Origin of the sequence: Leifsonia sp. P73, from assembly GCF_051059105.1 — a bacterium.
In the GTDB taxonomy this organism is placed as follows: Bacteria; Actinomycetota; Actinomycetes; order Actinomycetales; family Microbacteriaceae; genus Leifsonia.
In genome coordinates this window covers 2,523,019-2,540,241 of sequence record NZ_CP194931.1, presented here as the reverse complement: position 1 = coordinate 2,540,241, position 17,223 = coordinate 2,523,019, and the positions used below count along the sequence as shown (strand labels likewise).

The 17,223-nt window shown below is 72.4% G+C and carries 18 protein-coding genes and 2 pseudogenes; 6 read left to right on the top strand and 14 right to left on the bottom strand.

What is annotated here, in order from left to right; all coding sequences use genetic code 11:
• Positions 1 to 8: 8 nt before the first annotated feature.
• The 8 genes from ACQ86L_RS13060 to ACQ86L_RS13025 all read right to left on the bottom strand — a co-directional run bounded on the left by ACQ86L_RS13060 (position 9) and on the right by ACQ86L_RS13025 (position 6,536).
• Positions 9 to 464: a hypothetical protein gene (locus ACQ86L_RS13060; RefSeq protein WP_434315779.1), complete on the bottom strand. Its 456-nt coding sequence runs from the start codon at positions 462 to 464 to the stop codon at positions 9 to 11.
• 220 nt (positions 465 to 684) lie between these two features.
• Positions 685 to 1,158, bottom strand: a complete 474-nt coding sequence (locus ACQ86L_RS13055; protein WP_434315778.1) for a GbsR/MarR family transcriptional regulator — start codon at positions 1,156 to 1,158, stop codon at positions 685 to 687.
• Positions 1,159 to 1,166: 8 nt separating this feature from the next.
• Positions 1,167 to 2,864: an ABC transporter permease gene (locus ACQ86L_RS13050; protein WP_434315777.1), complete on the bottom strand. Its 1,698-nt coding sequence runs from the start codon at positions 2,862 to 2,864 to the stop codon at positions 1,167 to 1,169.
• The gene (locus ACQ86L_RS13045) at positions 2,861 to 3,805 is read right to left on the bottom strand and encodes an ABC transporter ATP-binding protein (protein ID WP_434315776.1); all 945 of its coding nucleotides are present in this window, start codon (positions 3,803 to 3,805) and stop codon (positions 2,861 to 2,863) included. Before ACQ86L_RS13045 ends, ACQ86L_RS13050 begins: the two co-directional genes overlap by 4 nt.
• A 65-nt stretch (positions 3,806 to 3,870) precedes the next feature.
• Complete coding sequence (locus ACQ86L_RS13040) at positions 3,871 to 4,263, bottom strand: hypothetical protein (protein ID WP_434315775.1); 393 nt, start codon at positions 4,261 to 4,263, stop codon at positions 3,871 to 3,873.
• A gap of 706 nt (positions 4,264 to 4,969) precedes the next feature.
• Positions 4,970 to 5,716, bottom strand: a complete 747-nt coding sequence (locus ACQ86L_RS13035; RefSeq protein ID WP_434315774.1) for an HNH endonuclease family protein — start codon at positions 5,714 to 5,716, stop codon at positions 4,970 to 4,972.
• A complete protein-coding gene (locus ACQ86L_RS13030) occupies positions 5,713 to 6,336 on the bottom strand; it encodes a hypothetical protein (protein ID WP_434315773.1) in 624 nt (207 codons plus the stop codon). Before ACQ86L_RS13030 ends, ACQ86L_RS13035 begins: the two co-directional genes overlap by 4 nt.
• Positions 6,333 to 6,536: a hypothetical protein gene (locus tag ACQ86L_RS13025; RefSeq protein ID WP_434315772.1), complete on the bottom strand. Its 204-nt coding sequence runs from the start codon at positions 6,534 to 6,536 to the stop codon at positions 6,333 to 6,335. The genes ACQ86L_RS13030 and ACQ86L_RS13025 overlap by 4 nt, the downstream gene beginning before the upstream one ends.
• A gap of 47 nt (positions 6,537 to 6,583) precedes the next feature.
• Here ACQ86L_RS13025 and ACQ86L_RS13020 point away from each other — a divergent pair.
• Positions 6,584 to 7,950: pseudogene (locus tag ACQ86L_RS13020) on the top strand (MATE family efflux transporter).
• A 31-nt stretch (positions 7,951 to 7,981) separates the two neighbouring features.
• On the opposite strand, the gene ACQ86L_RS13015 reads toward ACQ86L_RS13020, so the two are convergent.
• The 3 genes and pseudogenes from ACQ86L_RS13015 to ACQ86L_RS13005 all read right to left on the bottom strand — a co-directional run.
• On the bottom strand, positions 7,982 to 9,190 hold the full coding sequence (locus tag ACQ86L_RS13015; protein ID WP_434315771.1) for an amidohydrolase: 1,209 nt from the start codon (positions 9,188 to 9,190) through the stop codon (positions 7,982 to 7,984).
• A gap of 35 nt (positions 9,191 to 9,225) precedes the next feature.
• Positions 9,226 to 9,912: a substrate-binding domain-containing protein gene (locus tag ACQ86L_RS13010; protein ID WP_434315770.1), complete on the bottom strand. Its 687-nt coding sequence runs from the start codon at positions 9,910 to 9,912 to the stop codon at positions 9,226 to 9,228.
• 266 nt (positions 9,913 to 10,178) lie between these two features.
• Positions 10,179 to 10,289: pseudogene (locus tag ACQ86L_RS13005) on the bottom strand (transcriptional regulator); the annotation flags it as partial.
• 111 nt (positions 10,290 to 10,400) lie between these two features.
• Between ACQ86L_RS13005 and ACQ86L_RS13000 the strand changes: the two are divergent.
• Positions 10,401 to 11,657 (top strand): MFS transporter, encoded by a 1,257-nt coding sequence (locus tag ACQ86L_RS13000; RefSeq protein WP_434315769.1) that lies wholly within the window; start codon positions 10,401 to 10,403, stop codon positions 11,655 to 11,657.
• Positions 11,658 to 11,803: 146 nt separating this feature from the next.
• Here ACQ86L_RS13000 and ACQ86L_RS12995 read toward each other — a convergent pair whose 3' ends face one another.
• On the bottom strand, positions 11,804 to 12,847 hold the full coding sequence (locus ACQ86L_RS12995) for a lactonase family protein (RefSeq protein WP_434315768.1): 1,044 nt from the start codon (positions 12,845 to 12,847) through the stop codon (positions 11,804 to 11,806).
• Between the two features lie 33 nt (positions 12,848 to 12,880).
• Here ACQ86L_RS12995 and nucS point away from each other — a divergent pair, with 33 nt between their 5' ends.
• From nucS to ACQ86L_RS12975, 4 genes are all read left to right on the top strand, one after another.
• Positions 12,881 to 13,576, top strand: a complete 696-nt coding sequence (nucS, locus tag ACQ86L_RS12990) for an endonuclease NucS (RefSeq protein ID WP_434315767.1) — start codon at positions 12,881 to 12,883, stop codon at positions 13,574 to 13,576.
• Positions 13,576 to 13,998: an SseB family protein gene (locus ACQ86L_RS12985; RefSeq protein ID WP_434315766.1), complete on the top strand. Its 423-nt coding sequence runs from the start codon at positions 13,576 to 13,578 to the stop codon at positions 13,996 to 13,998. The genes nucS and ACQ86L_RS12985 overlap by 1 nt, the downstream gene beginning before the upstream one ends.
• 37 nt (positions 13,999 to 14,035) lie before the next feature.
• Positions 14,036 to 14,731 carry an HAD hydrolase-like protein gene (locus ACQ86L_RS12980; protein WP_434315765.1) on the top strand — a complete coding sequence of 232 codons (696 nt, stop codon included), beginning with the start codon at positions 14,036 to 14,038 and terminating at the stop codon, positions 14,729 to 14,731.
• Positions 14,732 to 14,825: 94 nt separating this feature from the next.
• Entirely contained in the window at positions 14,826 to 15,236 is a 411-nt protein-coding gene (locus tag ACQ86L_RS12975; RefSeq protein ID WP_434315764.1) for a hypothetical protein, read from the top strand.
• A gap of 69 nt (positions 15,237 to 15,305) precedes the next feature.
• Here ACQ86L_RS12975 and ACQ86L_RS12970 read toward each other — a convergent pair whose 3' ends face one another.
• The gene (locus ACQ86L_RS12970; protein WP_434318889.1) at positions 15,306 to 16,274 is read right to left on the bottom strand and encodes a BglG family transcription antiterminator; all 969 of its coding nucleotides are present in this window, start codon (positions 16,272 to 16,274) and stop codon (positions 15,306 to 15,308) included.
• Positions 16,172 to 17,179, bottom strand: a complete 1,008-nt coding sequence (locus tag ACQ86L_RS12965; protein ID WP_434315763.1) for a helix-turn-helix domain-containing protein — start codon at positions 17,177 to 17,179, stop codon at positions 16,172 to 16,174. The genes ACQ86L_RS12970 and ACQ86L_RS12965 overlap by 103 nt, the downstream gene beginning before the upstream one ends.
• Between the last annotated feature and the right edge of the window lie 44 nt (positions 17,180 to 17,223).

The following is a 17,223-nucleotide window of genomic DNA, read 5'->3' as shown; positions in this document are numbered from 1 at the left end:
CCCGCCTGTCAGGTGCGCGCGCCCCCGGAGACGCGCGGACGCGACTGCTGCCGCGCAGGAGCCTGTTGAGGCGCGGTCCGCCGCGGACGGAGGCAGGCGTACGAGTTCAGGAAGAGCGCGGCGAGGACCAGCTCGGCGAGGATCGACACGGTGCCGGAGATGCTGCCGAACCCGGCGAGCGAGAAGCCGATGTTGACCAGGGCGAGCACGGCGTAGCCGACACCGAAGACCCCGGACAGGAGCGGCCGGTTCGTCATCCGCCACCATGGCCGCGCCGCGCGCACGGGCTCCCCCGGCCCCCGGAACACCCGGGAGACGATGTACCACCCGGCGACCTGCAGCACCGTCAGCACGATGGACGCCGGCTCGGAGTGGAGGGCGTCGAACAGCAGCGCGAGCGCCACGTTGACGGCGAGCAGCACCGCGACCACCAGCGCCTTCCGCGCCGGAGTGGTGAAACGCATGTCGATCCCCCTGTGAGTCCGATCATTAGCATTTCAGATGTTCACGACCGGCAGGCGAGGCACGCCGGTCGCCGAACCGATCCACGGTGCGGCGATGGCCTCCCGAAGCCGCCGCCCAGCGGTGGCCCGGGCTCGCGCAGGGCCCGCTTGTCCGCCCTCGTGGACGCGGGTTAGGCATTAGTCCGATATTTGTAGGGTGGCAAATCGGGTCGCACCCCGCTCACGCATCCCGCGACGCCCGGATCTGCTCCCACTCGTTCAGCATCTCCGGCAGCCGGTCCTGCATGAAGCGGTAGAAGCCGGCCATGTCGCGCAGCCGCTCGGTCGCCGGGTCGTCCGGGCCGTCGATGGCGGCGAGGCCCGCGTCCGCCTGGTCGGCGAGCACGCCGTAGATCGGGCTGTTGCGGACCATCAGGGCGTACCAGTCGGCCGGCATCTGGTAGAGGTCGCGGCGGCTGCCGTTCTGCGACAGGCGCCGGACGATCCCGAGGGTCTGGAGGTAGCGGACCGCTCCGGAGATCGCGGCCGGGCTCGCGTCCAGCCGCTCGGCGAGCTGCGCGGCCGTCAGCCCGGTCGACTCGGTGACCGTGAGGGCCATCAGCACGCGGGCGGGCATCTTCGGGAACCCCGCGGCGGTCAGCACCGCCGCGGAGTGCTCCATCATCTCGGTCAGAGCGCGTTCGTCCCTCGCCATGCCCGTCCCTAACCGATCGCGAAGTCCCGGCGTCGGATGAGCGCCGCGGCGGCGGCGAGCGCGACCACCGCGATGCCGAACATCCAGTATCCACCGGTCCAATCCACCTTCCCGACGACGACGGGGGCGTCGGCGAACGGGGAGAAGTGGCGCAGCCAGTCCGGGAGCTTGATCAGGGCGCCGAAGATGCCGATGAACGCGCCGGCGCCGAGGGCGGCCCAGCCGACCGGGACGGTCCAGCTCGGCAGCACCACGAACACCAGCGTCAGCACGCCGAGGTAGACGAGCGCCACCGGGAACTGCGCGGCCGCGGCGGCGAACGCGTCATTGAAGGCGGACGCCTTCTCCCCCGCCGCCGTCGCGGACACGCCCGCGGCGAGCGCCGCCGCCAGCAGCACGAGCACGATCGCGATCAGGCCGACCAACACGAAGTCGAGCAGCCAGCGGACCCGGGAGACCGGGGTCGCCATCATCACCTCTGCCGACCCTCCGACCTCCTCCTGGCGGAGCCGGATGACCGTCTGCACCGCGCACGCCGCGGCGAGCACCCCGACGATCGACATGATCGCGGAGAGGAAGAGCGCCGTCATCGGGCCGGAGCCGCCCGCGCCCAGGTGGGCGACGGCATCCCGGATGTTCCCCAGGCTGGGGTCGTTCGCGATCGACGAGCTGACCACGCTGCCGAGCGCCCCCGCGAGCACGCCGGTGAGAAGGCCGCCGATCGTCCAGCCGAGGACGGTCGGCCACTGGAGGCGCCAGGCGAGCCCGAGCGGGCCGTTCAGCATCGGGAGGGCATCCCGCCGGCCGGCGCGCTCGGGGACGATCCCCGCGCCCGAGTCGCGCACGGCCTGGAGGCCGAACACCGCGGCGATGAGCACGATCGCGAAGCCGAGCTGGAGGAGCAGCGGCGTCCAGTCGTTGCGGACGTACGGCGAGAACTGCTCGCCCCAGCCGATCGGGCTGAGCCAGGTCGGCCAGCCGGAGACCATCGTCGTGCCGGAGCCCGTGACCGTGCCGATCGCGTCGCCGATCCCGCGCAGCACCCAGGCGAGCACCACGACGGCGGAGGCGTAGCCGTTCGCGCCGCGGGAGGTGCTCATCACCTGGGCGAGGAGGAGGCCGACGGCGAGGAAGGCGATTCCCGCGCCGCCGACTGCCGCTCCCGCGACGAGGGAGCCGTACGCCGGGAGGCCGGACGCCATGAAGCCGAGCGCCGTGGCCAGCGCGAGCACGATGTCCGCGAGGACGCCGTGGATGACCGTCGCGACCGTCGGGGTGAGCCGCGCCGCGGGGGTCGACCCGACGAGCTCGGCGCGACCGGACTCCTCCTCCGCCCGGGAGTGCCGGACAGCGAGGAACGTGTTCATCAGCCCGGCGAGCAGCGCGAGGAAGGTGTAGATCTCGAAGAAGGTGACCGCGGCGAGGCCGGTGCCCTGCGGGAGGCCGCGCAGGACGAGGACGGTCGGGTTCGCGATCGCGAGCCGGATCAGCTCCTCGCGGCCGGTCGCCGACCCGTAGGTCTGGTCGATGCTCGCCGCGGAGAAGAGCGCGAGGAACGCGATGCAGAGGATCCAGATGAGGAGCTGCCAGCGGTCGCGGCGCAGGCGCTGGCGGAGCAGGACGCCGAGGGTCGCGACGCGTCCGCGTTCGGGGACGGCGGTGCGCCCGGCGCGCGTGGCCGGGCGGTCGGTGGTCGTGGTGCTCATCGCCCCTTCGCCTCCGCCTCCAGCTCGGCGACACCGGCCAGCTCGTCGCCGTAGTGGCGGAGGAACAGCTCCTCCAGCGACGGCGGGGCCACGGTCAGGCTCTTCACGTTCAGGTCGGCGAGCGCTGCGAGGACCGGCGGGAGGCCGTCGCTGTCAGCAGTGAACTTGACGCGGCCGTTGTCGGTGCGAAGGTCGTGGGCGTCGGGGATGCGGGCGAGCTGCTCGTCCGTCATGCCGTCGGCCGCGAACGAGATCTCGGTGCGGGTCAGGTGGCGGAGCTCGTCCAGCGTGCCGGACTCGACGGTCTTGCCCTCGCGGATGATGCTCACCCGGTCGCAGAGCTGCTCCACCTCGGAGAGGATGTGGCTGGACAGCAGGACGGTCGCGCCGTCCCGGGAGATGCGCGCGATCTCGGCGTTGAAGGTGGCCTCCATCAACGGGTCGAGTCCGCTGGTCGGCTCGTCGAGGATGTAGAGGTCCGCCGGGGTGGCGAAGGCGGCGACGAGCGCGACCTTCTGCCGGTTGCCCTTGGAGTAGGCGCGGCCCTTCTTGGTCGGGTCGAGCTGGAACACCTCGATCAGCCGCTTCTTGCGCTCGGCGTAGGCGGCCTTGTCCGCGGTGCCGCCGCGGAGCCGGGCGAGGAGGTCGATGGCCTCCCCGCCGGAGAGGTTCGGCCAGAGGCTGACGTCGCCGGGGACGTAGGCGATGCGGCGATGCAGGGCGACGGCGTCCCGCCAGGGGTCGCTGCCGAAGACGCGGGCGGTGCCGCCGTTGGAGCGCGCGAGGCCGAGGAGGACGCGGATGGTCGTCGACTTGCCTGCGCCGTTCGGCCCGAGGAATCCGTGGACTTCACCCTCGGTGACGGTGAGGTCGAGGCCGTCCAGTGCCCGGACCCGGCCGAATCGCTTCTCGAGGCCCGAGGCCTCAATCACTGTGGTCATGGGCGTGACTCTACGCTTGATTCAGTAATTTGTGAAAACTATTAACGGAATCCTTACGCGCCGGATCAGGTCGGGACGCACTGCAGGTCGTCGATGCCGGCGTACTGGCGCGTGGAGGCCGTGTCGGGAACCGTGTAGGTGTACGGGACGCCGGCCTTCAGCGAGACGGTGTCGGTGTGCTGATCCATGGAGTCGCCGTCGATGGTGTCCGCGAACCCGACGATCACCTCGGCGGCGGGGCAGTCGCGCTGGGAGGTCAGCAGGAAGGTCCACCCCTGTTCCGGCTTGATCGTCACGCCGTCGATGACGTAGCTCTGGTCGGCCGCCGACGGGTCGCTGCTCGACGGGGCGGTGGACGGCGCGGCGGCGGAGCCGTGCTGGGCGGCGGCGTTCGCGAGGCCCCGCTGGGTGCCGCCGGCGAGGGCGATGACCGCGACGAGCAGGACCACGAGGAGCACGGCGGTGCTGCCGAGGGCGATGCCGATGATGGCGCCGTTGGAGAGGGGGTGCGGCGGCGGGTGGGGTAGGCGGGGGGTTGGGGGTAGCCGGGGTAGGGCGGTTGCTGGGGGTGGGCCGCGAGTCCCGGTCCGCCCGTGGGCGCGAAGGAGGGCGCGTATGGGTAGCCGTGCTGCTGGAGTGGGTATCCCGGGGACTGCTGAGTGGTGGCCTGCGGCGCGGGGGCGGGCTGGGAGGGGGAGCCCGGCTGCGACAGCGGTCCAGGTTGCGCCGCCGCGGGTGGGAGTGGCGGGTATCCGGGCTGAGTCTGCTGCCCCAGTCCGATCGGCGTCGCGGCGCCCCGGGCCGTTCCCCACTCGCGCGGCGCACCAGCGCTCTGCGGCGGCAGCCAGCGGACCCCGGCGAGGAGTGCGTCCCGCGCCCGCGTGAGCGCGTCGACGGCGGCGATGTCACTCTCCGGGACGGTCGCGATGTGCGCGGCATACGCCTCCGTGATCTGGGCTTCGGTCGCGTTCTCGGGGAGTCCGAGCAGGGCGGCCGCCTCGGCGGGGGTCACGGCCGCACCGCGGTGCCGCCCGATCGGCGGGGGATCATGCGCTCTGGCTGGTGCATGCGTTGATCGTAGCGGCCGGTCGCGGCCGGACACAGGGGCGACGCGGCGGCGCCGCGGCGCTCAGCAGCGCGTCACAATCGCCTCCACCGCAGCCGTCAGCACCCCGCGAGGATCCCCTTCAACGCCGCACCCTCCGCGGCCGTCACCCACAGTCCGTACTTCGCCTTCACCGCGACCTGCCGGGCCGCGTACTCGCAGCGGAACCCGCGGTTCGGCGGCAGCCACGTCGCGGCGTCGCCCGCGCCTTTCGCCTGGTTCGTCGCCCCGTCCACCGCCAGCAGTTCGAGCGGGTCGTTCGCGAGCTGGACGCGCGTGTCCTGGCTCAACCCCTGGGCTCCGGTCTGCCAGGCGTCGAGCAGCGCGACGACGTGGTCGATCTGGACGAGCGCGGACGTCTGGACCCCGCGGGTGAACGCGATGCTGCGGCCGGTGTACGGGTCGCTCAGGGTGCCGGTGAGGACCGCACAGTCCGTGCGACGCGTGACCGCGGCGAGGTCGCGGGCGAGGATGTCGTCCCGGGTGTCGCAGCCGTTCTTGTCGACGTCGAGCCACGCCTCGCCGAAGCGGGCGACACGGTCGTAGCCGGTCGCCGGCGCGCGGCCCTTCACCGGGAGCTGCGCCAGCGCGGCGCGTGCGCCGGGCGCGTCGAGAAGGCCCGTCGCCGAGCGGGCGCCGGGCGGGGATGCGAGTGAAGTCGAGGCACCCGCCGCCGGCGGCCCGGCCGGTGCGCCACCGTGGGTCAGCGCGGCGTAGCCTCCCGCTCCCGCGACGGCGAGCAGCAGCGCGACCACAGCGACCGGCCACGGCGCCGGACGACGGCGCCGCGAGGACGTCCTGCTCACAGGAACGAGTCGTCGGCGAGGCCGCGGTGGAGCCCGCGCCGGGAGAGGTGGACTCCCGGGCGCTGCGAGGTCGCGATCTCGCCGAGCTCCCGCATCACCCTCCCGAAGTACGGCGCCGCTGTCGCGTTGCGGTAGGCGCCGGGGTTGAGGTCGGCCTCGTTGCGCAGCCGGATCTCGGCGCGCGCGGCCTCGACCGGGGCGATGATCTTGGCGCCGCTGCGGTAGCGGATGAGCCGGTGGACCCACTGATCCAGAGCCTCCGGGAGCCCCGCCGGGACGCGATCGTGTTCGGCGGCGAGGGAGGCGCGCTGGACTCCCGTGCTGTCGGGCGCGGTGGCGTAACGTTCGCGCGCCGGGGCGTCCACCGGCCGCTCGGAACGGAGCACCGCCAGGAGGTCGTCGCTGCGGTTGGCCTGCTGCGCGAGCACGCCCAGCGCGTCGACGGCCGAGGTGTACTCCTCCTCGTAGCCGGAGTAGTCGCCCGGATGCGCGGACCGGTCGTGGAGGAGGTCGGTGCGCGCAGACGCCGCCTGCCCCTTGGTGAGCACCGTGCGCCCGTTGCGGACCCGCTCGAGACGCCAGGACCAGGTGGACAGCAGTTCCGGCATCAGGTGGCTCATCCCTCCACTGTAGGAACAGCCACCGACACCGGACCGACCGACACGACGTCGCCGGGGCGCGCCGCGGCGACGGGGCCGCCGAAGCGTGTGGAGGCCCGCCGGATCGCGTCGGTGGGCGGGAGGCCGAGGGCGAGGTGCGTGAGCAGGAGGCGGCCGGCGCGCGCTTCCGCGGCGAGGTCGCCGGCAACACCCCAAACCACCGCACCCCCGCTATCGCCATCCAGCTCAAACCAGCCGCCCACCACCCATGTCACCCCTTCGCGATACCGTTGTCCCCGCCGTGAACGTCCTCCCCCGCCGCCCGCTCGACCGCGAGATCCTGCGGCTCGCCGTCCCTGCGCTCGGCGCGCTCGTGGCCGAGCCGCTCTTCCTGCTGGCCGACTCGGCGATGGTCGGGCATCTGGGGGTCGCCCCGCTCGCCGGGCTCGGGATCGCGAGCGCCGTGCTGCAGACCGTCGTGGGGCTCATGGTGTTCCTCGCCTACTCGACCACGCCCGCCGTCGCACGCCGGCTGGGCGCGGGTGACGAGCGCGGTGCGGTCGCCGCGGGCGTCGACGGGAGCTGGCTGGCGCTCGCGCTCGGAATCGTGCTCGCCGCGGCCGGGTGGGCGGCCTCCCCGGTGCTGGTGGGGCTGTTCGGCGCGTCCGCTGAGGTCGCCGCCCAGGCGGAGACCTACCTCGCGATCTCGATGCTCGGGCTCCCGGCCATGCTGCTCGTCTTCGCGATGACCGGGCTGCTGCGCGGCCTGCAGGACACCCGTACCCCACTCGCGGTCGCCGTCGCAGGGTTCGGGGCGAACATCCTGCTCAACTTCTGCTTCATCTATCCGGCGGGGCTCGGAATCGCCGGCTCCGCGCTCGGGACCGTCGTGGCGCAGTGGGCGATGGTCGTCGTGTACGCGGTCATCGTCGTCCGGCGCGCGCGACGCGTCGGCGCCCCACTGCTCCCGCACCACGCCGGGATCGGCCGGACCGCCCGGGCGGGGGATGGCTGTTCCTGCGCACGGCGAGCCTGCGCGCGGCGATGCTGCTGGCCGTGTTCTGCGCGACGCGGCTGGGGCCGGACGAGCTCGCGGCCTTCCAGGTGACGATGACCGTGTTCGCGACGCTCGCGTTCGCGCTGGATGCGCTCGCGATCGCGGCGCAGGCGCTGGTCGGCAAGGGGCTCGGCGCCGGGGAGCTCGGCGACGTCCGGGAGGTCCTGCGCCGGTGCGTGCAGTGGGGACTCGGCGCGGGCGTGGTCCTGGGGGCGGCGACGGTGGCGCTCAGCCCGGTCGCGGCCGGGCTGTTCACGAGCAGCCCGTCGGTGGCGGCGCTGCTCCCGGTTGCACTCGCCATCATCGGGGTGAGCGCGCCGCTGGGGGGCTACGTGTTCGTGCTCGACGGTGTGCTGATCGGCGCGGGGGACGCACGGTACCTGGCGCTGACGGGGGTGTTGAACGTGGCGGTGTTCGTGCCGCTGGCGCTCGCGGTGGTGGCCTCGGGGTCGCCTGACGCGGGAGGACTCGCGGCGCTGACGGCGGCGTTCGCGTTCGGGTACCTCGGGGCGCGGGCGGTGACGTTGGGGCTGCGGGCGCGTGGCCGGGCGTGGATGCGGGCGGGCGCCGAGCGGTAACGGGGCGCAGACCCACCCCGCTACCTCCAGCTCAGCCCAGCCACTCCCGCGCCGCCGCCACCAGCGCCCGCACGCCCACGTCGATCGTCGGCTGCGCCACCGGCGCGAAGAACGGCGAGTGGTTGGACGGGATGTCCGTCTCCACGGTCCCCGCCGCGATCGCCGCGCGCACCGTCTCCGGGTCGCCCCCGCCGAGCAGCCAGTAGACGAGCGGGACGCCCGCCGCCGTCGCCAGGTTGCCGACATCCTCGCTGCCGGACAGCGCGCCCGGCTCGAGGACGGCCTCCGCACCGAACTCGGACGCGAACGCCGCGTTCACGCGAGCGGTGGCCTCCAGGTCGTTGACCGTGACCGGGTAGCGCTCGCCCCACTCGGTGGTCGGCTCGTGCGGGGAGCCGCTGGCCAGCAGCTCCGCGCGGAGGATGCGGTCGACGCCCTCCAGCACACGTGCGCGGACCGTCTCGTCGAAGCTGCGCACGCTGATCCCGAGGGTCGCCGACGGCGCGATGATGTTGTTCTTGGTGCCGGCGTGGAGGGTGCCGACCGTGACGACAGCGGTGTCCTGCGGGGCGGTCTCGCGCGACACGACGGTCTGCAGGCGCATGACCGCGGAGGCCGCCATGACCACCGGATCGATGGTCGTCTCCGGGCGCGAGCCGTGGCCTCCACGGCCGCGCAGGGTGACCTCGAAAGCGTCGACCGCGGCCATCGCTGGGCCCGGATGGGCGCCCACCATGCCGGCGGGGAACGGGGTGACGTGCTGGCCGAGCACGATGTCCGGCGCGGGGACCTTCGCGTAGAGGCCGTCCTGGACCATCACGTCCGCGCCGCCGCCGTGCTCCTCCGCCGGCTGGAACACGGCCACGAGCGTCCCCGACCAGTCGTCGGTGGACGTCGCGAAGCGCTCGACGGCTCCGAGCAGGCAGGTGATGTGGATGTCGTGGCCGCACGCGTGCATGACCGGGACGGGGTTGCCGTCGTCGCCTGGCGCGGTCTGGGTCGACGCCCACGGGAGGCCGGTCTCCTCGCGGACGGGCAGCGCGTCCATGTCGGCGCGCAGCAGCACGGTCGGGCCGTCGCCGTTGCGGAGCACGCCGGCGACGCCGGTCCGGCCGATGCCGGTGTGCACCTCCAGGCCGAGGGCGGACAGGTGCTCGGCGACGATACCGGCGGTGCGGTGCTCCTGGAACGAGAGCTCGGGGTGGGCGTGGAGGTCGCGGTAGAGGGCTTCGAGGTCCATGCGGTCCACCCTATGCGGCGGGGGTGGTGAGACCTCTACCTGCGCGGCTCCGCCGTCGTGTTCCCCCGGTGGAAGTCGCTCGTGAACGACGTCGGGTGCGGTGCGTGGCCCTCCAGCATCTCCACGATCGCGCGGCCGGCGGCGCGGCCCTTCTCGACCGCGGGCTGCACCAGCGTCGTGAGGTCGTACGGCCACAGGCCGTCGACGCGCACGCCGTCGAAGCCGACCACGCTGACGTCACCCGGCACCTCCAGGCCGAGCTCCTCCGCCGCGCGGATCACGCCGGCGGCGAGCAGGTCGCTCTGCGCGATGATCGCGGTGGGGCGCGACGGGTCGGCGAGGAGGGCGGCGCCGGCGATGCGGCCCTCCTCCACGAACGAGCCGCGGGTCGTCCAGCCGCCCGCGTCGGGGAAGACGTCCCTGGCGCCGGCGAGGCGCTCTGTGGCCGTGGTGGAGCTGCTGGCGCGCACGACCTCGGGCGTCAGCGGTCCGCGCGCGCGGTCACGCGGCAGCGGCAGGGTGACGACCGCGACGTCGCGGTGGCCGAGGTCGTGGAGGTGCTGGGCGGCGAGGCGGGTGGCCTCCCGGTTGTCCTGGCCGATCGAGGGGACGTCGTCGGCCGGGTCGCCCTCGATCGCCACGAGCGGGATGCCGCGCCGGCGCAGCATCGCGACCGACTCGTCCAGGCGTGGGCTGCAGCCGACGAGCACCACGGCGTCCATCGGGGCGTCCTCGATCCGCTGGGCGGTCTCCCCGCGTCCGTCAGGATGAGGAGGCCGGCGTCCACCGCGGCGATCTCGTCGGAGATGCCGTCGAGCAGGGCGATCTTGATCGGGTCGCGGAACGCGTCGCCGACCCGCTCCTCCATCACGACGCCGACGATCCCCGACCGGCCGCGGCGCAGCGAGCGGGCGCGCGGGTCGGGCCCGGCGTAGTTGAGCTGCTTGGCGGCGTGGAGGACGCGCTCGCGCGTGGCGTCCGACACGGGCCCTGTGCCGGAGAAGGCGAGGGAGGCGGTGGAGTTGGAGACACCGGCCAGGCGGGCGACGGCGGCCAGCGTCGGCCGGGCGCCCGCGAGGGGTGTGCTGCTGTCGTTCACGTGTGGTAGCTTAGTCGAATCGTTTCGATCGAAACGATTCGAGTGGCGAAATCCACTCCCCCACCAGAACCCGCCGGCCGCTCGCGGCCCCCGCTCCTCCCAGGACAGCCGATGTCACAGCCGACCCCGACGACGACCCGCGATCGCCGCGAACTGCGCGCCTGGCGCAACGCGGTCTTCGTGATCTTCATCCTCAGCGGACTCGCGATGGCGACCTGGGTGGCCCGCATCCCCGGCGTTCGCGACGACCTCGGCCTCGGCCGCGACCCGTCCTCGGTCGGACTGCTCATCCTCGGGATGTCGGCCGGCGCCATCATCGGACTGTCGGTGTCCTCCCTCGTGCTGGTTCGCTTCGGCCCGCACAGGGGGATGGTCGGGAGCCTGGTGATCGTGGCGATCGGCACGCTCGCGATCGGCTTCGGCTCGACGGTGTTCCACTCCGTGCCGACGGTGGCTGTCGGCCTCATCCTGCTCGGCTTCGGCAACGGGATGGTCGACGTGATGATGAACGTCGAGGGCACCGCGGTCGAGCGGGAGATCGGCAAGACGCTGATGCCGCTCATGCACGCCTTCTTCAGCCTGGGCACCGTACTCGGCGCCGGGATGGGCGCGGCCGCGGCGGCCCTCCACATCGGCGTCGTGTGGCACCTCTCCTTCATCGCCGTGCTGCTCGTCGCGGCGGCGCTGGTCGCGATCCGCTTCATCCCGCGGGAGGCCGACCTCGGGGACGAGACGGCCGAGAAGCCGCGCATCCCGTTCGGTCAGCGGCTCCGCGCGTCGCTGGCGGTGTGGGCGGACTGGCGGCTCATCCTCATCGGCGTGGTCATGCTCGGCATGGCGTTCGGCGAGGGATCGGCGAACGACTGGATCGCGCTGGCCACGGTCGACGGCCACGGCCAGTCCAACTCCACGGGCGCGCTCGTGTTCGGGTTCTTCGTCGCCGCGATGACCCTCGGCCGCGTGCTCGGCGGACCGATCGTCGACCGCGTCGGACGCGTGGCCGCGATCCGCGTGACGGCGGCGATGGGCGTTGCCGGCCTCCTGCTCTTCATCCTCGGCGGTCCGCTGTGGGTGGCCGTGATCGGCACGGTGCTGTGGGGCTTCGGCGTCTCGCTGGGCTTCCCGCTCGGGATGTCGGCGGCGTCGGAGGGCAACGAGAACCCGGCCGCGCGCGTCTCGGCGGTGGCGATCATCGGGTACTGCGCGTTCCTGGTCGGGCCGCCGCTGATCGGGTTCCTGGGCAAGGAGTTCGGGCTGCTCAACGCGCTGTACCTCATCCTCGTGCTGCTGGTGGCGTCGTTCCTGGCCGCGCCGGCCGTGCGCCCCGCGGCGGAGCGCGGGACGCGCCTGCAGCCCGCCGCCGAGTAGCCCCGCCGCCCGACGCACATTCGTCACGAATGTGCCGTATCGCGCCGCCGAAGGCGACATTCGGCACGAATGGGCGCACGCGGATTCGGCACGAATGTGCGGTACCGGGGCGCCTAACGCGACATTCGTGACGAATGTTGGGCGGGCTACGCGAACGCGAGGCAGACCGGGGTCGGGACGGGCGTCGCGCCGAGCCGGCGCAGCGCGCGCGACGCGGCGTCGAAGGCGAAGACGACCACCTCGTCGCTGTCCTGGCACGCCGCCAGCACGCGGTCGCCCTCCGGCGACAGCACCAGGTCGCGCGGGGCGCGGCCTCCCACCGCCGCGACGTCCACCAGCTCGACGGCCGACGCCGCCGCGTCGAAGGCGAACACCGCGATCGTGTCGTCCCCGCGGTTGGTCACGAGCACCGTGCGTCCGTCGTCCGTCACCCGCACGGCGGCGGGCAGGTTCGCGCCCGCCGTGTCCGGGCCGCGCGTGCCTGCCGAGGCGACCCGCTCGAACCGGTCGCCCTCCCGGCGCAGCACGTCGAGCGTGCTGTCCAGCTCGTTCACAAGGAGGGCGTGCCGCCCGTCCGGGTGGAACGCCAGGTGCCGCGGTCCCGCAGCGCCGACCGCGACGGTCGCCTCCGGGCGGAGGGTCAGCGAGCCCGCCGACGACAGCGCGTACCAGCGCACCTCGCCCAGCCCGAGGTCGACCACCACGACGTCCCCGCTCACCGGGTCGACCGAGAGCTGGTGGACGTGCGGCGCCTCCTGCCGCGCGGGGTCGGGACCGTGGCCATCGTGCTGGATGAACGCGGTCCGCTCACCGAGGGCGCCGTCGTCGAGCGCGAAGACCGAGACCGTGCCGCCGACGTAGGTCCCCGTCAGCAGGAACCGGCCGGACGGGTGCAGCGCCAGGTGCGCGGGAGAGTCGCCTCCACTCGACACCCGGCCGAGCGGGCGCAGTGAGCGGTCGGCCGAACGCGCGAACGCCGAGACACCGCCGTCCGGGCCGGTCTCCTCGACCGCGTAGACACGGGTCCCATCCGCCGACACCGCCACCCAGGACGGGTTCGGCACCTCGGCCGCCACAGTCACGTCCACGACCGCGCTGCCGTCGAACCGCGCCGAGAGCACGCCGTCCGCATGACCGTCGACGTGCGGGAGACGCTGCGTGTACGTGCCGATGAGGAGGTCGTGGGCCATCCCCACATCCTGCCAGCACCGTACACTTGACCGGTGCGCCTCGTGATAGCCAACTGTTCCGTCGACTACGCCGGCCGCCTGAGCGCCCACCTCCCGCTCGCCAAGCGCCTGCTCATGCTCAAGGCCGACGGCAGCCTCCTGGTCCACTCCGACGGCGGCTCCTACAAGCCGCTCAACTGGATGAGCCCGCCCTGCACGCTCACGGTCGACGAGCCCGACGAGCTGCAGCGGGAGGCCGGGATCACCGAGGTCTGGCGCGTCAGCCAGGCGAAGACGGCCGACATGCTCGTCGTCTCCATCCACGAGGTGCTGCACGACTCGGCGCACGAGCTGGGCGTCGACCCCGGGCTGCAGAAGGACGGCGTGGAGGCGCACCTCCAGAAGCTGCTGGCCGAGCAGATCCACCTCCTCGGCGACGGCCACGTTCTGGTCCGCCGCGAGTACATGACCGCGATCGGCCCGGTCGACATCCTGGCCCGCGACGAGCGCGGGGCGTCGGTCGCCGTCGAGCTGAAGCGCCGCGGCGACATCGACGGCGTCGAGCAGCTCACGCGGTACCTGGAGCTGATGAACCGCGACCCGCTGCTGGCGCCGGTGTCCGGGGTGTTCGCGGCTCAGGAGATCAAACCCCAGGCCCGTACGCTGGCCGAGGACCGCGGCATCCGCTGCCTGGTGCTCGACTACGACGCCATGCGTGGCCTGGACGACAGCGACAGCAGGCTGTTCTGATGGCCGCCCCCTCGGGACGCTTCCCGCAGACCTACGAGAACGGCCCCGTCCGCAAGGCCCTCGCCGCCATCGCCGGCGAGCCGACGATGGAGAACCTGGAGGCGCTGCTGACCGCCGCGACGAAGGGCGGCCTCGTGGTGGACGTCACCGGGTCCGATCCCGGGGAGGTCCGGCTGCGGACCATCCAGTCGACGGCGGGCGAGCCGGTGCTGCCGCTGTTCACCTCGATGAAGGCGCTCCGTAACGCCGTCGGGGCCGCCGGCGGCAAGGGCACGCGCGTGCAGGCCGTAATCGTCCCGGCCGCTGAGGCGCTCGGCTACATCGCCAACGCCGACTTCGTGGCCGTGCAGTTCGACCCGGGAGCCGCCCACACGATGGTCGTCGCGCGCTCGCACATCGAGTCGGCTCTCAGCGAGCACTGACGATACATTCGTACATCTCACATAGCATTGGACGGCTATGACAAACCCGACCATCACCACCGAGGCGCCCGCGGCCGTCGCGCGCACCTGGACCTGCGTCCTCTTCGACCTCGACGGCACGCTCACCGACTCCGCACCCGGCATCACGTCCTCCCTGGTGCGCATGTTCGAGACGCTCGGCCTCCCCATCCCCACCCCCTCCGAACTCGTGGAGTACGTCGGGCCTCCGCTGCTCGACTCGCTGCAGGCGATGGCCGGCTTCGATGAGGCGGGCGCCCGCGCCGCCCTCACCGTCTACCGTGCGGACTACGCGGCCAACGGCGCGTTCGACAGCGCGGTCTTCCCCGGGGTCCGGGGCCTCCTCCAGCGGCTGCAGGCCGCGGGCATCCCGCTCGCCGTCGCCACCAGCAAGCCGGAGACCCAGGCCACGCGCATCCTGGAGCACTTCGAGCTCGCGCAGTACTTCGACGTGATCGCAGGCGCGACCGACGACGAGAGCCGCAGCGCGAAGGCCGACGTCGTGGCCGACGCGCTGCGCCGTCTCGGCGAGCTGGGCGTCGCGCTCGACCACACCGTGATGGTCGGCGACCGCGCGTACGACGTGGAGGGTGCTGGCGAGCACGGTATCCCGACCATCCTCGTGGAGTGGGGCTACGGCTCCCCGGCCGAGGCGGCGGGCGCGATCGCGGTCGTGCACTCGGCCGACCAGCTCAGCACACTGCTGCTGGGCTGAACCGAGCATCAGACGCCCGCGGCGGGAGTGTCTGAGGCTGCGCAGTACGCTGGAGTGTTGTACTACCGAACCGCATACAGCACTAGGAAGAATGATGCGCACCAACAGCAAACTGCTCGTCCCCGCCGCCCTCGTCGCGGCACTCTCCATCGCCGCACTGACCGGCTGCTCCGGCAGCGGTGACGGCTCCAGCTCGACGCCGTCGGCGTCGGCGTCCCAGGAGGCGGCCTCCAAGTCGCTCCCGTCCGACTTCCCGAAGTCGGACGTCCCGCTCGTCGCCGGCAGCATCATCGTGGCCAACGGCGACAAGAACGACGGCTGGTCCGTCACCGTGCAGCCGAAGGACAAGAACGGCTTCGCCGACGCGAAGGCCGCTCTCGAAAAGGCCGGTTACACGGTCCAGCCCGGCGCGACCGACAGCAAGGCCGTCTACAAGAACGCGACGTACACCGTCGCCGTGGGCACCCCCGGCGTCGCCGTGACGTACGCCGTCACCGCCAACTGACGATCGAAGAGTGAGTAGTCGCGGGAATCGACCGTTCGATTCCCGCGACTACTCACGTTTCGGGGGTAGTCAGGCGTCGATGATACGGACGAGCTCGTCGATGAAGGCCGTGAAGGTGTCGGCGCGGCGGATGAGGCCGAGGACGGCCTCCCGGTCGGAGAAGACGTCGACGAACTGATCGAAGACCGTTTGGAACGCGGCTCGGCCGCCCTCCGAGAAGGCGATGAACGCGATCACGTTCACCCGTGCGTCGCCCCAGTCCATCGCGGTGTCGTTGACGACGATCGCGATCGCCGTCCGCTTGGCGTTCATCGTCATGGCGTGCGGCACCGCGAGGGTGTCGGTGAACGCCGTGGAGGACATCTGCTCGCGCTCGACCGCCTGCTCCACGTAGTCCCGGCCGATCGCGTCCGCCGCGATCATCCTGTCGCCGAGCGCGCGGATCATCGTGATGGCGTCGCGCGCGTAGAAGTTGCGCAGGAACAGGCTCTCGTCGAAGTACTCCAGCAGCTCGTTCTTGATCCCGGCTCGGCGGCGCTGCCGTCGGATGCGCGCGACCGACTGCCGGATGTGCTCCACATCGGTCGCGGTGAGGAAGGGCTGCACGATGACCGTGTTCTCCCGGCGTCCGCGCGGGTCGATCGTCGTCAGGACGAGGTCGGCGTCGATCGCGGACCAGTCGGCGTCGGTGGAGGTGATGACGCTCACGATGTCCAGCTCGTCGCCGAGCGCGCTCTCCAGCTTCTCGCGCAGCAGGATGTGCATGTCGTAGTAGTTCGGGCAGACGACCGCGGTGCGCACGGCGTCCCGGCGGCGCGACTGCTGCTCCAGGTAGGCGCCGACGTGCATCGCGATGTAGGCGATCTCGTCGTCGTTGACCGCGATCCCCTCCGCCGCCTGCAGCCGGCTCGCGATGTAGACGGCCAGCTCGTAGGTCATCGGGTACGAGCTCTTGATGGAGCGCGTGAGCGGGTTGCGGGAGTACGTGTTCTCGTGCGCCCTGGCCACCAGGTTCTGGACGTGCAGGGTGAGCCGCACGATGAAATCCTCGTCGCGGAGGTCGACCAAGTACTCGGTGGAGGCCCGCGCGACGATCCCGCGCACGATCTCCAGGTCGGCCTCGCTGACGAACTCGGCCACGCTGTCCGCGCGCGCTCCCGGCGCGATGACCCGGGTGCGCAGCAGGATGGCGAGGTAGCGCAGCTCGGTCGGGTCGAGCTCGACGTCGAAGTGCGTGTGCACCAGACCGCCGAGGTCGTCCGCCAGCCCGCGCAGGGCCTCCCCGCCTCCGCCGCGCCGGCCGCGGGGAGCACCCGGTTCTTGGCGACGCGGTCGAGGGCGACGGCCATGTGCAGCAGCACATCGTTGATGCCGTACTCGTTGACGAAGAACCCGCGCGCGTCCAGCATCTCGACCAGATCGGACTTGAACGCGGCCAGCCCCTTCGACGCGAACGCCTCCTGGATGCGCGAGACGTCCACGACGCCCTGCCGCATCTCGTCCCGGAACAGCCGGCTGATCAGCTTGCGCCGCGCGATCTCGGGCCCGTTCAGCCGCGCGACAGGACCGTGCCGATCCAGCTCCAGCTCGGTGTCGGCGAGGAGGCTGCGCACGCGGGTGAGGTCCGCCTCGATGGTCGAATCGCTCACGAAGAGGCTCTCCGCCGTCTCGTAGACGTCGATCCCCTCCGGCTCGTCCAGCAACCGTCGGGCGAGGAAGGCCAGGCGCTCCTGCGGCGAGCCGGCGGTCGGGGAGGCGCCCGACGTGTCGGCGAGGTAGGCGGCGTAGGCGTCGCCCTTCACGCGGTAGCCGTTCGGCCCCGACTCGACCAGCTCGCCGAGCGCGGCGGAGTAGCTGCGGATGCTGCGGGAGGTCACGCCCAGGTCGTGCGCGAGCTCGGCGGCCGTCACCCAGGCAGCACGACGCGACAGGATGTCGAGCATCCTCGTCTGCTTCGCCGAGAGCGCCATGCGACGCGACCACCTTT